Source organism: Hyphomicrobium sp. GJ21, assembly GCF_001006785.1.
Taxonomy (GTDB): Bacteria; Pseudomonadota; Alphaproteobacteria; order Rhizobiales; family Hyphomicrobiaceae; genus Hyphomicrobium_B.
Genome location: NZ_CDHO01000003.1, coordinates 1,755,252 through 1,768,725, shown reverse-complemented (window position 1 = coordinate 1,768,725; position 13,474 = coordinate 1,755,252). Strand labels below are relative to the sequence as shown.

Genomic DNA, 13,474 nt, shown 5'->3' with positions numbered 1-13,474 from the left:
TATAGACGGGCGCTCGATGTCCGCATGACGGACAGTGTGGCGGGATAGCTCAGGTGGTTAGAGCGGCGGTCTCATAATCCGCAGGTCGGCGGTTCAAGTCCGCCTCCCGCTACCAGGTTTCTCAAAAACAACAGGCATCAAGCGGCGCTGCAGGTGATCTGCCCGCTCAGTCGAAATCGACTTTGCGGCTGCGCATTTTCTTGACCTTGCCGCGCGCGGTTTTCGAATTGACGCGCTCCTCGCGCGCGCCGCGTGACGGCTTGGTCTTAATGCGCGGCTTGGGACGTTCGAGCGCCTCGACGATCAGTTCCTGCAGACGCGCACGCGCATCGGACCGGTTCTGATCCTGGCTTCGAAAACGATCGGCCTGGATGACGAGGATGCCTTCGGTCGTCAGGCGACGCCCGGCGAGACGCTTCAGCTTGCCGCGCGCGAAATCCGGTATCGAGCGGTTGGCCGCGAAATTGAAGCGCAATTCGACTGCGGTCGAAACCTTGTTGACGTTCTGTCCGCCGGGTCCCGAGGCGCGGATGAAGCGTTCCTCGATCTCGGCTTCGTCGATCTCCAGCGCCGGTGTAATGCGCACGCTACGCCCCCTCGACCGCCGCAGCGACCGTCAGGCCGTCAGCATCGGAACCGCCGACACTCGCAATCACACACGTCGCAACGTGCATCTCGTCACCTCTTCGAGCGCCAGCGCTTCATGTCTTTGACGATCTCCCGCGCGGCGTTCATGCCGGGCACGCCAGTGACGCCGCCTCCCGGATGTGCGCCGGAGCCGCACAGATAAAGGCCCGGCAGCGGCATCCGGTAATTGCCATAGCCCAGAACGGGGCGCGCGGAAAAGAGCTGCCCGAGGCCGAGCTGTCCATGAAAGATATCGCCATCGACGAGGCCGAAGCGTTGTTCGAGATCGAGAGGTGAGAGCACCTGGCGGGCCACGACGGAAGATCTGAAATTCGGTGCGTGGCGCGTCACTGTCTCGATGACGAGATCGGCGAAGGCTTCTCTCTCGTGCGCATTCGACCAGCTTCGGCCGTCGGGCAGCTTCGGCGCGACATGCTGCACGAAGAGGCTTGCGACGTGGCGTCCGGCCGGCGCGAGCGATGGATCGAACGTTGACGATATCAGCATTTCGACGACCGGCTCGCGCGACCAGCCATCCGTGCGCGCGTCGAGATAGGCACGTTCGAGATAGGAAAGCGTCGGACCGATGACGATGCCGGAGCCATGATGCGGACCCAAATCTTTCCCTGGCCTGCTCGTGAAATCCGGAAGTTCCGAAAGGGCGACGTTCATCCTGAACGTTCCAGATCCTGTCTTGATTGCGAGAAACTTTTCGCGCGTTTCCGGATCGACATCGCCGGCTGCGATGAGATCGCGGAAGAGAAGTTTCGGTCCGATATTGGCCGCGACCGCGCGCGCTTTCACGATCTCGCCTGACTTCAGCACGAGTCCCGCCGCACGTCCTCTTTCGACAAGCACGCGTTCGACTGGCGCATTGACGCGAATGACTGCGCCGCGCGATTGCGCCGCCCGCGCCATCGCCTGCGTGATGGCGCCCATGCCACCCTTTGCGTGACCCCAACGTCCGGGCTTGCCGTTCACCTCACCGAAGCAGTGATGCAGCAGCACGTAGGCCGTGCCCGGCGTCGATGGCGCGGCATAGGCGCCGACGATGCCGTCGAAAGCGAACGCGGCTTTAACGGTTTCATTCTCGAAGCGGCGATCGAGGAAATCGGCAGCGCTTGCCGTAAACAATTCGAGCAGGAGACGTTGATCGGCAAGCGACAGATTGAGAACACGACGGCCGATTGTTCCGGCCTTGATCAATTCGAGAATGCCGCCGCCAGCGTTCGGCGGCGTGCGTGTGATGAGATCGCGCAAGACGTCGACCGCGCGTGTGAGTTCGTTATCGTAGGACTCGAGCCGGTCTGCATCCTTCGATGAGAAAGACGCGAATGCATTGCGGCGCGCGACTGGATCGTACGGCACAAGCAGCGACCGTCTGTCGTCAACAGGCCAGAAATTCGCGGCAGGCCGTTCGATGATCTCGAGGCCATGCCGATGCAGATCGAGATCGGCGATGACTTTTGGATTGAGAAGGCTGACGGTGTAGGAGGCAACGGAGTTGGAAAACCCCGGAGCAAATTCCTCGGTCACGGCGGCGCCGCCCACGACGCCATTGCTCTCAAGAACGACGACTCGCAATCCCGCGCCAGCGAGATAGGCCGCGCTGGTCAAACCATTGTGACCCGCGCCGATTATCGCGACGTCAAAAAAGTCGGGGATCATTAATTGTACCCAAGCTGATGAATTCCAGAATCTGCGTTAGGTTTGCTTGGTGATTCGCCTCCGAATTGGAAACAATCACCATCGGAGAGCGTTAAACCCAAAGTAGAGACAAGTTTGTTGGATTTTTTTCAATAGAGACAACGTCTCGTACAATTTGTTCGTGAGTTTTAACCGGCGGTTTATTGCGCGTTCCTAGCTTAGTTAAAAAAACTCAAGCTGATCGGGGATCGGGCACTGGCTGCAAATGGAGCACACGCGAAAATGCGAGCCGTCGTGACAAGTGCTGTTGCGAGATTTGCGCCGGAGAAACGGCAGCAGGTCAGCCGTGCACAACTGATCGGGCTTGCCGTCGCGTCGATCGTGCCTGCAGCGGTATGGTGCGTACTGATCAATGCCGTCGCGATGTGGATCAGCGGTCCGCTCTCGGCTCTCACGACCGCTATTATCGGCGTCACGATTGTGGCGTTCCTCGCCATCGTGTGTGCGCCGTTGATCCTGCGAGATCGCAACTAGGCTTCCAGCGTTTTATTCCTGAAGCTTACGTGCCGTTCCAATCACACTGGAGCTGACGGCAGAGCCGGCGTTTCTTTCCACCGACAATCGAACACGGTGCGGGGACGAATTCGCACTTGCGACAGGAATAGGATGAGACGCAGCCGCGCCAGCTTCCGCCCTTGCGGAAGTTGCATGCAAGAATTGTCTGGCAGTCGCGGTTGGGATTGATGGCGCCGCCCGGGCCTTCCTGGGCGCGCAAGCCTCCACCGCCGAACGAGACGGCCGCGAAGGCGAGCACTACAGCAGACAGGACTTTCGACATCCGAGCACCGCCCGTTGCGCACATGGACCGAGCATCGGCCCATATGAGCGACGGCGCAAGATGGCGACGGGTGAAAACGGGCGCGTGGTTACTCGGCTGCTACGCGCTTCTTCGGTTTCACAAGTTCCATGTAATCGTTGAGCAACGTTTCGGTGATCTTGCCCGGCTTGTAGTGATGCTCGCCGATCTCGGACACCGGCGTGATTTCGGCCGCCGTGCCGGTGATGAAGCATTCGGTGAAGCTGCCAAGCTCCTCGGGCATGATGGCGCGCGTGATGACCTCGATGCCCCGCGCCTTCGCGAGGTCGATGACGGTGCGGCGCGTGATGCCGTCGAGGAAGCAGTCCGGCTCAGGCGTGTGGATGACGCCGTCCTTGATCAGGAAGACGTTGGCGCCGGTGCACTCGGCAACGCGGCCGCGGTAATCCAGCATCAGCGCGTCGGAATATCCCGCACGCTCGGCGCGGTGCTTCTCGATCGTGCAGATCATGTAAAGACCGGCGGCTTTGGCTTTCGCGGGCGCGCAAGCCGGGTCGGGGCGACGGTATTGCGCATGCGTAATGCGGATGCCTTTGAGGCGCTGCTCCATCGGGAAATACGATCCCCAATTCCAGGCCGCGACCATCAGATGAATCTTGGTCTGTCGGGCGGAAACGCCCATCTGCTCGCTGCCGCGCCAAGCGAGCGGCCGGACGTAGCAATCGGACAGCTTGTTGGCTGCGACGGTATCGCGGCAGGCCTGATCGATTTCGGCGACCGAATAGGGAATGTCGAAATCCAGGATCTTGGCGCTTTCGACGAGGCGCTCGGAATGCTCGGTGAGCTTGAAGATTTCACCCTCGTAGCAACGCTCGCCTTCGAAGACCGCGCTGGCGTAATGCAGGGCATGGGTCAGGACGTGGACCTTGACGTCGCGCCAGGGGAGCAGAGCCCCATCCATCCAGATCAGCCCATCGCGATCGTGATAAGGAACGAGGTCGGCCATGCCCGTCAGAGTCCTTCGCTGGTTATTATCGTTTGGCGAAATCGCGGCGCTATCGTCTGTTCCGCGGCCTCGTGGCGTGCGGCGGCTGCCCGATCGTTTGGAAGACGCTTAGTCCTTGGGCGCGTCGCTCGCAAGGGCACAAGACCTGCTGCTATCCCGCGATTTGGCTTGAAACAGAATACGATTGGGACCAATAAGTCAACATGACTGACATAAATTCTGAAGGCATAGCTGCTCGTCGCGCAAAAGCCCAGGGCTCGGCCGGCGCCGCCCCTGACGGCGGGGCGCAAGGCATCGACCCCGAGATCATTTCCTGCGTGGAATTGTTCTACTTCGCCTACCGCGATTTCACTCGCGACCCGGACACGATGCTGGAACAGTATGGCTTCGGGCGGGCGCATCATCGGGTGCTGCATTTCATTCATCGCAATCCGGGCCTGAAAGTCGCGGAATTGCTGGATATTCTGAAGATCACCAAGCAGTCGCTGGCGCGCGTTCTGAAGCAGCTTGTCGATGAAGGCTTCGTCATTCAGCGCGCCGGCAGCGAGGATCGGAGGGAGCGGCGGCTTTATCTATCGGCGAAAGGCACGCGCTTGACCGATAAACTGACACAAATTCAGGTCAAACGCGTTGCCGAAGCGCTCGCGACGCTTGGTCCCGGAGCGGATCAACTCGCGCGCAAGTTCCTTTTCGCTATGATTACCGAAAAGGATCGCCCGCTCGTTGAAGTTTTGATCAAGGGCCCGCACGCCGACATCGCGGGGGAAACCGAAAGCCACGAATGAGAGGTGCAGTTGTGCAGGATCGCGCCGAACTGCTTGCTGATAATGCTCCCCACATTCTCGTCGTCGACGACGACCAGAAGATCAGAGCCTTGCTCGGACGTTTTCTGAAGAGTAACGGGTTCCGCGTCACCGAAGCTCAGGATGCCGCCGCAGCGCGTTCGTTCATGCGCGGGCTTTCGTTCGACCTGGTGCTGCTCGACGTGATGATGCCCGGCGAATGCGGATTGACGCTCGCACGCGATCTGAAGGCGACCCGCCCCGTCCCGATCTGCATGCTGACGGCGCTCGCCGATGCCGAGGATCGCATCTCGGGTCTCGAAGCCGGCGTCGACGACTATGTCTCGAAGCCGTTCGAACCGCGCGAGCTGCTGCTTCGACTGCGGAATATTCTTCGGCGCGGCCAGACGCCGACCGCGACGCGCGACGAGATCCGCATGGGCGGCTGCGTTTTCAATACCACGCGCGGCGAACTCCGGCGCGACGACGATACGATCAAGCTGACCGAGCGCGAGCGGGACCTGTTGCGACTGTTTGCGCAGCGCATCGGCGTCGCCGTTCCGAGGCACGAGCTTTCGAGCGACGACAGCACGGGCAGCGAGCGCGCGATCGACGTGCAAATCAACCGTCTTCGTCGGAAGATCGAGGCCGATCCATCGAACCCGGTCTATCTGCAAACGGTCCGCGGCAAGGGCTATATTCTTTATACCGATTGACGCGTGATGAGCTTCGTCGTCTCCAAAGCATAGGCAAATCGAAACGGCGATGGCGGTTATCAACGAAACGACGCCCGACTCCCAAAAGGACCTGTCGCTCTACCGGCGCATCCGCGAGCATCCGCATGTCCTGCGTCTCACCAACCTTGCCGGTGAGATGCTGCCGAAAGGGCTTTATGCGCGAGCGCTGCTCATCATCATCACGCCGATCGTCGTGCTCGAAGGCGTCATCGCGTTCGCGTTCATGGAACGCCATTGGCAGGCGGTGACGCGACGTCTTTCGGAGGCGACGGCGCGCGATATCGCGGCCTTGATCGATGTCTACAGCGACCTGCCGAAAGCCGACAACGCGCAGAAAATCGTCGATCTCGCGCGCGACAGGCTGAACCTCAAAATGGAAGTCCTGCCGCCGGGGGATCTGCCGCCGCCTGGACCGAAACCGTTTTTCCGTCTGCTCGATAAGGCGCTTTCAAATGAGCTTCGAAAGCATGTGCAGCTGCCGTTCTGGATCGATACCGTCGGGGAATCCCAGAACGTCGAAATCCGCGTCAAGCGCGACGACGCCATCCTGCGCTTCGTCGCGACGCGCAGCCAGACGTATGCTTCGAACTCGCATATCTTCCTGCTGTGGATGGTCGGATCGTCGGTCATTCTGCTGACCGTCGCGATCCTGTTTCTTCGCAACCAGATCCGTCCGATTCTGCGTCTCGCCGATGCGGCCGACGCATTCGGCAAGGGCCGCGCGATCTCAGAAGACTTCAAGCCGCGCGGCGCACGCGAAGTCCGGCAGGCCGCCGTCGCGTTTCTACAGATGCGCGACCGCATCAAGCAGCACGTCGAACAGCGCACGACCATGCTGGCCGGCGTCAGTCACGACCTCAGGACAGTGTTGACGCGATTCAAGCTGGAACTCGCGCTGCTCGAAGATACGCCGGAAACGCGGGCGCTCTCGACCGACGTCAACGAGATGCAGCACATGCTCGAAGATTACCTCGCCTTCTCGAAGGGCGACGGCGGCGAGGAGGCGAAGCCGACGGATCTGCCAGAGCTGCTGCAGGAGATCGTCGACGAAGCTTCGATCTACGCGGCGACGATCGATCTCAAGGTGCGCAAGAGCAAGGGCGATATCGTGCTGCCGCTGAAGCGACAGGCCCTGAAGCGCGCGATCACGAACCTCGTCACCAACGCCGCACGGTTCGGCGATCACATCATCATCCGCGTCGCGCCCGAGGGGCAGTGGGTGCGGATCGAGGTCGACGACAATGGTCCCGGCATTCCGGAGTCGGAGCGCGAGAACGTGTTCCGGCCGTTCTACCGGCTCGACCACGCGCGCAATCAGGATGAAGGCAACAGCGGCCTTGGGCTCGCCATCGCGCGTGACATCGCGAAAAGCCACGGCGGTGAAATTGCACTTGGACAGAGCTCGATGGGCGGACTGCGCGCGATCATCTCGCTTCCACAGTAATAACCCAAATAACTCAAAGCGTTAAGTTTCTTCACTGGCTGGAACACAGCCTTGTGAGTTGACCGTTATGTTATGATATTACACCATCAGCATATCGGTTCTGGCGTTTCTTCGACTTCGGCAAGGTGTCCTCCAAGCCTTCAGTCTCCGGATCCGAAATCCCGATCGCCGTGGGTCGCCAGCCCATTCGGGAGAAATCGGCCGCGAACATGGAATTTGACGGACTACCCAGCCCCGTCAGCTTCCGAGTTCGCGGCCTCGTTTTTTTGCAGCCAGCACGGCTTCGGTCAGCAAGTCCTGCAGACCGCCCTTCTCCCGCATCAAGACCGACAAAGCCGCGGCCGTCGTGCCGCCGGGCGAGGTCACGTTTTGCCGGAGCGTAGCCGGATCGGATTGAGAGCGATGCAGTAGTTCGCCAGCGCCCGAAACGGTCGCGCGTGCGAGTTGCATCGACGTCGCGGCGTCGAGACCAGCCGCCTCGCCCGCGCGGGCCAAGGTTTCGGCGAGCAGGAAGACGTAAGCCGGACCTGATCCGGAGACGGCGGTCACGGCATCGATCAACGCTTCATCGTTCAGCCAGACCACCTCGCCCGCCGCGCTCAGCAGGCTTGCGCAGAGATCCTTCTGCGCTTCGGTGACGTGGGCGTTGCCAACGGCTCCCGTGATACCGCGACCGATGGCTGCCGGCGTGTTCGGCATGGCGCGGACGACGGCCGTTCCCGATGGCAGATGGCGCTCGAAGCTGGCGATCGACTTGCCTGCCGCGATCGACATCACGACCGTCGCCGGCCCAGCGCTTTTAGCAAGCTCGGGAAAGACCGAATCCATCGCCTGCGGCTTGACCGCGACGACGATCACCGAAGGTGACGTCGGCAGGGCTTGGAGGTACATCACAACGTCGAAGCAGTGCTTGCGGTGAAGCTTCGCCGCGTCGCCTGCGAGGTTGGGTTCCTGAACGATGACGTCGCGAGGCTGAAGCCCGCGTGCGATCCAGCCCGCGAGCAGCGCGGCGCCCATCTTGCCGGCGCCGGCGAGCACGACCGGGCCATCCAGTTTAAAGGACATGACGCGATATACCTTGGGCGAGAAACGCCCGGATTAAGCCTGTCCCTGCGTCTCGAACATCGTCGAAACCAGGGCTTCACGGCTCTCCTTACCCGCCCAAACGACGAACTGGAAGGCCTGGTAATAGCGCTCGCAGCCTTCCAGCGCAGCTTTCAGCATGGCCTCGCACTGGGCGACCGTCGCGACCGCGCCGTTGAGCAGCAGCGCGTGGCGGAACATGACGAGGCCTTCCCGCGTCCAGAGATCGAAGTGGCCGAGCCAAAGCTGCTCGTTGATCTGCGCGACGAGCCGGTACATTTCCGTCAGGCGATTTTCCGGAACCCGGAAGTCAAAGGCGCAGGCGAGATGCAAGGCCTCGAGGTCTTCGCGCCAGTTGATCGAGATGTGATAGTCGGCCCATGTCCCGGCAACGATGAGAGTCATTTCTTCGTCGCTGGCGCGGTCGTGTGGCCAATCATGGCCGTTCGCAAGCTGCTCGATGAGATCGATCGGATTCAGGACGCGGTCAGTTTTCTGTTCCGCAACTGCCATGTGTATCGATCTCCAGTCTGCCGCGAGACGAATTGGTTTTTGCGAAACGGCCCTGTCAAATCAGCAAATTCGCCGTTTTTCGCTGCGCCGGACAAAACCAGACGCCTCGACGAGTCGCAAGCTGACGCCTTTGGCGCGCGAACCTTGTCCACGGTGAAAGTGGCGAAGCGCGGGCATATGCGCGTCTGCAATGCGTGTCGCGCAGCGAACTGTAGAAAACGCCGTCTAATCTGTGGATGCAGCGGAGCGCCGTCTGGTGGGTGCGTCCCGGCGGGATGCGTCAGACCGTCTTCGGCTTGGCGATCGCGGCTTCGAGCGCGGCGATGCGGGCGGCGAGCGCTTCGTTCTCCTGACGCGCCTTTTGCGCCATTTCGCGCACGGCCTCGAAATCCTCACGCGTCACGACATTCATGTCGCGAAGAAACTTCTCGGCCTGCCCCCTGATCACGGTTTCCGTCTCGCGCCGGACGCCCTCTGCCGCGCCTGCGGCTTCCGTCATCAGCTTGGCAAAGTCGTCGAACAGTTTGTTGGTCGTCTGGGTCATATCGGGTCTCAAAGACTTCAGGGCTCGCATCGACTATGGCCATTGCGGGTGCGGACCGCAAGAGAGCGGATATCCGTGGCGGCCGCAGGGCCTGGGCCGTGCTTGACATTAACCCTGCCTTCCCAAACAACCTCGGCGGGCTTGTTCATGAAGGGCCGGACCTGATTTTGGAGCATCGATGACACCCCTCGCCCTTCTGACGTATCCGAACATCGATCCGATCGCGATCGAGTATGGGCCGATCTCGATCAAGTGGTACGGCATCGCGTATCTCGCGGGCCTTGTGCTCGGCTGGCTGTATATTCGCCGCCTGATTTCAACGCCGAGGCTTTGGTTTGCAGACAAGCCGCCCATGACGCTCGAGCGCGTCGACGATCTGCTTCTGTACATGACCGGTGCTGTGATCATCGGCGGCCGCCTCGGACAGGTGCTGCTCTACGATCCCGATTTCTATTTCGCGAACCCGGCGGAGATCGTGAAAGTCTGGAAGGGCGGCATGAGCTTCCACGGCGCGCTGATCGCGGCCGGACTTTTCATTCTGCTCTTTTCGCGCGTATTCAAGGTTTCCGCACGATCCGTGATGGACCTGTGCTGTGCAGCTGTTCCAATCGGGCTGTTCTTTGGCCGCATCGCGAACTTCATCAATGCCGAGCACTGGGGACGCACGACGACGGCGGCCGTCGGCATGGTGTTTCCGAATGGCGGACCCGATCCGCGCCATCCGAGCCAACTTTATGAGGCAGCGCTCGAAGGCCTCGTGATGTGGATCATCATCCGCTTCGCGACGCATCGCCTGCTGGCGCTGAAACGGCCGGGGCTCGTCACCGGCATCTGGCTCATCTGGTACGCCATCGCGCGTGCGACGTGCGAATTCTTCCGCGAACCGGAGCCCGATCATATTCTGAATATCGGTCCGTTTACGGCGGGTCAGGTCTATTGTCTGCCGATGCTGCTGCTCGGCCTCTACATGGTCTGGTCGGCGCGGCAACCGGAGGCTCCAGCAAAGGTGTCCGCTTGAGCGACGATCCGAGCACGCACCGCGATACGCCGCTCGGGCGGCTGATCAAGGAAAGCATCCAGCGCGATGGTCCGATGACGGTCCAGGCGTATATGGCGCGATGTCTTTGGGACGAGCCGTTCGGCTATTATCGCAGGCAGCGGGTTTTCGGCGCATCGGGCGACTTCATCACGGCCGCCGACATCAGCCAGGTTTTCGGCGAGCTGATCGGGGTGTGGACGGGTGTCGTCTGGCAGACTGTGTTCGGAGCACCGGGCTCCATCACGCTCGCCGAATACGGACCGGGGCGCGGGACCATGATGCGTGACGCGTTGCGCGCTGCCCGTGTCGTGCCGGGATTTACCGAGGCCGTGCATCCCTATCTGATCGAAGCGAGCCAGACGCTTTCGCAACTTCAGGCGACGACGCTCGCGGATTTCCGCAGCCGCGCGACGTGGGGCGCCAAGCTCGACGAGTTTTCACCGCCCGCGATCATCGTTGCGAACGAGTTCCTCGATTCCTGGCCGGTCGCGCAGTGGGTCAAGACGCTCGACGGCTGGCGCATTCGAGGCGTGGGTTTGAATGCTTCAGGGCAGCTCGAATTCACCGCGATCGACGGCGACTGCCCCCACGAGGCCTTCGATGCTTTGCTGCCCGATGCGCAGGTCGGCGCCGTCGTCGAAACGCAACGGCTCGACCGGCTGGCAGACGCCCTGCAAAGCCTGATGCAGCGCGGGCCAGTCGTGATGCTGCTGATCGATTATGGGCACACCGCCGCCGCCGCGGGCGATACGCTGCAAGCCGTCCGCGAGCACAAATATGAATCGCCGCTCGCGTCGCCGGGCGAGGCCGATCTCACAGTGCACGTCAATTTCTACGATCTTGCGTCGACGCTGCATCGCGCCGGACTGGCACTCGATGGGCCGGTGACGCAGGCCGAATTTCTCGGCGCGGTCGGCATCGTCGAACGCGCGTCTCGGCTGATGTCGGCCAATCCGCAGCGGGCGGGCGAGATCGAGGCGGGCGTCGCGCGTCTTCTTGCGCCGAACGGCATGGGATCGCGCTTCAAGGTGCTCGCGGCGCGGTCTCCGGATCTGCCGCCGCTCCCGGGATTCCGCGCGTCGAAAGTCGCCAGCGGCGCGCCACAACAAATCTGAAGGAGCCGCGCACCTCATGCTTTCGCCTCTCGTTGCGGAAAACCTCAGTGCGCTGCCGGGCATACGGCACGGATTTTTCACGCGGCAGGGCGGCGTATCGCAGGGTATCTACGCGAGCCTCAACTGCGGCCTCGGATCGAATGACGAGCCCGCCTTGGTGCTCGAAAACCGGCGCCGCATAGCGGATCATCTTGGAGGCTCGGGCGGCGCAGTCGTCACGCTCTATCAGGAGCACGGCACGACGGCGCGCGAGGTCACGAGCTTTCCCGCACGCGATGCACTTCCGCACGCCGACGCCGTGGTCTCCGCGACGCCGGGACTTGTCATCGGCGTACTGACGGCGGACTGCGCGCCGGTGCTGCTCGCAGACGCCGAGGCGGGGGTCGTGGCCGCCGCGCATGCGGGCTGGCGTGGCGCTCTCGGTGGCATCGTCGAAAGCGCGATCCAGGAGATGGAGCGTCTGGGCGCCCGGCGCGACCGCATCCGCGGCGCGGTCGGACCATGCATCGGACAAGACGCCTACGAGGTCGGGCCGGAGTTCGAAGCCGAGTTTCTGAAAGCCGATCCGGCAAACCAGCGGTTCTTTTCGCGGCCGAGCGCGACGGGACGCCCGCACTTCGATCTCTCCGGCTTTGTGTTGCGACGGCTTCATGAGGCGCGGATCGCGGAGGCCATGACGCTCGCGACCTGCACTGCCGAGAACGAATCGCTTTTCTTCAGCTATCGGCGCAAAACGAAGCTCAAAGAGCCCGATTACGGCCGTCAAATCTCCGCCATCGTCGTGGCTTAATCGCATAATCCACAGCGGAGTCCGACTTGACGCCCGTGTTTCGCGGGCTGATCACACTTTCGCTGGGCTGACGTCTGGACGGGCAGAGGCGGGCTGATCTAGAGGGGTTATGTCAGTCCGGTAGTATCTGAGGGAGTTCAGGCCGCGGGGTATAGTAATTCCGGCCGCCGGGAAGTTGCGGTTGGTCAAGGGGGGACGTCACGTGGCGACCTTATGCTCTGCTCGGACGCGCGCGCGCGGAAGATATCTTGTTTCGATTAAATCGGCGCTCTGCGCGTCGGTTCTCGCTCTCGGACTCGGCGGCTGCTCGTCGACACCGAGCATCCTTGGCGGCGGCGATTCAGCGCCACAGGCTTCGCTGACACAGCCGAGCGCGGCGACGCCCGTCTCGTCTCGAACGGCGAAAATTCAGATCGCTCCGATCATCGGCTCGCCCGACAACGTCGCGCGCGATCTGCAGACAGAGCTCTCCTCCGCGATCGGACGTAACGGCCTGACGGTCGCGGCGTCGACCGATGCCACGGGCGAGTATGTGCTGCGCGGCTACATCGTTGCGGCGCGCGAAAAGACGAAAGCGAAGATTTCCTACATCTGGGACGTGACCGATCAGACGGGCAAACGCGTCCATCGCATCACGGGTGAGGAAGTCGTCGCGGGCGCGGGCAAAGATCCGTGGGCTGCCGTGACGCCGCCTGTCATCCAAGCCATCTCCGACAAGACCGCGAAGCAGATTGCAAGCTGGCTGCCGGGTGCCGGCGCCATCGTCGCGTCGAACACGCCGGCCGCAGGCGCGCCGCAGGCCGCGGTGCCGGCCGCGCCGAGAGCGGCGTACGAAACGGCATCCACGCAACAGCCGTCGCCGACGACGGGAAGCATCGCGACGTCGGGTCCGGTCACGGCCATCGTTCCGGCCGTCACGGGTGCGCCTGGCGATGGCGGAAGCTCGTTGACCATGGCGATCCAGCGCGAGCTTTCGAAGCATGGGCTGAGCCTCGCCAACACGCCTGATGCCCGCTCCTACAAGGTCGAAGGCAAGGTCGCGCTCGGGGCAACCAAAGACGGCAAGCAGCCGATCCAGATCGACTGGAACGTGCTCGATCCATCGGGCAAGAAGCTCGGCACGGTTTCGCAGAAGAACGAAGTGCCGCAAGGCTCGCTCGACGGCGCCTGGGGCAAAACGGCAGATGCCGCTGCCGCCGCCGCCGCACAGGGCATCATCAAGTTGCTGCCGGATAAAAGCATAAATTAAGCAACTGGGTGGCGTGACAACATCTCGTCATAAATCAGGGCTCGGACGGTTGAATCGTCCGGGCCCAATTGCTACAAGCCG

Annotated in this window: 15 protein-coding genes and 1 tRNA gene; 9 read left to right on the top strand and 7 right to left on the bottom strand. The window is 62.0% G+C overall.

Going from position 1 to position 13,474, the window contains the following annotated elements:
* The first annotated feature begins 38 nt into the window (after positions 1-38).
* Positions 39-115: transfer RNA gene (locus HYPGJ_RS16780), tRNA-Met, on the top strand.
* Between the two features lie 51 nt (positions 116-166).
* Here HYPGJ_RS16780 and arfB read toward each other — a convergent pair.
* Together arfB and HYPGJ_RS16770 are read right to left on the bottom strand one after the other, a co-directional pair.
* Complete coding sequence (gene arfB, locus HYPGJ_RS16775) at positions 167-586, bottom strand: alternative ribosome rescue aminoacyl-tRNA hydrolase ArfB (RefSeq protein WP_046848118.1); 420 nt, start codon at positions 584-586, stop codon at positions 167-169.
* A gap of 92 nt (positions 587-678) precedes the next feature.
* Positions 679-2,295 carry an NAD(P)/FAD-dependent oxidoreductase gene (locus HYPGJ_RS16770; RefSeq protein WP_046848117.1) on the bottom strand — a complete coding sequence of 539 codons (1,617 nt, stop codon included), beginning with the start codon at positions 2,293-2,295 and terminating at the stop codon, positions 679-681.
* Positions 2,296-2,556: 261 nt separating this feature from the next.
* Here HYPGJ_RS16770 and HYPGJ_RS16765 point away from each other — a divergent pair, with 261 nt between their 5' ends.
* Entirely contained in the window at positions 2,557-2,808 is a 252-nt protein-coding gene (locus tag HYPGJ_RS16765; RefSeq protein ID WP_046848116.1) for a hypothetical protein, read from the top strand.
* 25 nt (positions 2,809-2,833) lie between these two features.
* On the opposite strand, the gene HYPGJ_RS16760 is transcribed toward HYPGJ_RS16765, so the two are convergent.
* Both HYPGJ_RS16760 and HYPGJ_RS16755 read right to left on the bottom strand, forming a co-directional pair.
* Positions 2,834-3,112, bottom strand: a complete 279-nt coding sequence (locus tag HYPGJ_RS16760; protein WP_046848115.1) for a hypothetical protein — start codon at positions 3,110-3,112, stop codon at positions 2,834-2,836.
* Between the two features lie 88 nt (positions 3,113-3,200).
* On the bottom strand, positions 3,201-4,097 hold the full coding sequence (locus HYPGJ_RS16755; RefSeq protein WP_046848114.1) for a branched-chain amino acid aminotransferase: 897 nt from the start codon (positions 4,095-4,097) through the stop codon (positions 3,201-3,203).
* Between the two features lie 203 nt (positions 4,098-4,300).
* On the opposite strand from HYPGJ_RS16755, the gene HYPGJ_RS16750 reads away from it, so the two are divergent.
* The 3 genes from HYPGJ_RS16750 to HYPGJ_RS16740 are packed head-to-tail and all read left to right on the top strand — an operon-like array spanning position 4,301 to position 7,060.
* The gene (locus HYPGJ_RS16750; protein WP_083984165.1) at positions 4,301-4,882 is read left to right on the top strand and encodes a MarR family transcriptional regulator; all 582 of its coding nucleotides are present in this window, start codon (positions 4,301-4,303) and stop codon (positions 4,880-4,882) included.
* A complete protein-coding gene (locus HYPGJ_RS16745) occupies positions 4,879-5,595 on the top strand; it encodes a response regulator transcription factor (protein WP_046848113.1) in 717 nt (238 codons plus the stop codon). The genes HYPGJ_RS16750 and HYPGJ_RS16745 overlap by 4 nt, the downstream gene beginning before the upstream one ends.
* 49 nt (positions 5,596-5,644) lie before the next feature.
* On the top strand, positions 5,645-7,060 hold the full coding sequence (locus tag HYPGJ_RS16740; RefSeq protein ID WP_046848112.1) for an ATP-binding protein: 1,416 nt from the start codon (positions 5,645-5,647) through the stop codon (positions 7,058-7,060).
* A gap of 237 nt (positions 7,061-7,297) precedes the next feature.
* Here the strand turns inward: HYPGJ_RS16740 and proC are convergent, their stop codons facing one another.
* From proC to HYPGJ_RS16725, 3 genes are all read right to left on the bottom strand, one after another.
* The gene (gene proC, locus HYPGJ_RS16735) at positions 7,298-8,125 is read right to left on the bottom strand and encodes a pyrroline-5-carboxylate reductase (RefSeq protein WP_046848111.1); all 828 of its coding nucleotides are present in this window, start codon (positions 8,123-8,125) and stop codon (positions 7,298-7,300) included.
* Between the two features lie 33 nt (positions 8,126-8,158).
* On the bottom strand, positions 8,159-8,656 hold the full coding sequence (locus HYPGJ_RS16730) for a YbjN domain-containing protein (protein WP_013216456.1): 498 nt from the start codon (positions 8,654-8,656) through the stop codon (positions 8,159-8,161).
* A gap of 280 nt (positions 8,657-8,936) precedes the next feature.
* A complete protein-coding gene (locus HYPGJ_RS16725; protein WP_046848110.1) occupies positions 8,937-9,200 on the bottom strand; it encodes an accessory factor UbiK family protein in 264 nt (87 codons plus the stop codon).
* A gap of 178 nt (positions 9,201-9,378) precedes the next feature.
* Between HYPGJ_RS16725 and lgt the strand changes: the two genes are divergently transcribed.
* The 4 genes from lgt to HYPGJ_RS16705 all read left to right on the top strand — a co-directional run bounded on the left by lgt (position 9,379) and on the right by HYPGJ_RS16705 (position 13,393).
* Positions 9,379-10,218 carry a prolipoprotein diacylglyceryl transferase gene (gene lgt, locus HYPGJ_RS16720; protein ID WP_046848109.1) on the top strand — a complete coding sequence of 280 codons (840 nt, stop codon included), beginning with the start codon at positions 9,379-9,381 and terminating at the stop codon, positions 10,216-10,218.
* Positions 10,215-11,354 carry an SAM-dependent methyltransferase gene (locus HYPGJ_RS16715; RefSeq protein WP_052750944.1) on the top strand — a complete coding sequence of 380 codons (1,140 nt, stop codon included), beginning with the start codon at positions 10,215-10,217 and terminating at the stop codon, positions 11,352-11,354. Before lgt ends, HYPGJ_RS16715 begins: the two co-directional genes overlap by 4 nt.
* A gap of 16 nt (positions 11,355-11,370) precedes the next feature.
* Positions 11,371-12,144 (top strand): peptidoglycan editing factor PgeF, encoded by a 774-nt coding sequence (pgeF, locus tag HYPGJ_RS16710; RefSeq protein ID WP_046848108.1) that lies wholly within the window; start codon positions 11,371-11,373, stop codon positions 12,142-12,144.
* 202 nt (positions 12,145-12,346) lie between these two features.
* Positions 12,347-13,393: a hypothetical protein gene (locus HYPGJ_RS16705; RefSeq protein WP_046848107.1), complete on the top strand. Its 1,047-nt coding sequence runs from the start codon at positions 12,347-12,349 to the stop codon at positions 13,391-13,393.
* Positions 13,394-13,474 lie beyond the last annotated feature (81 nt).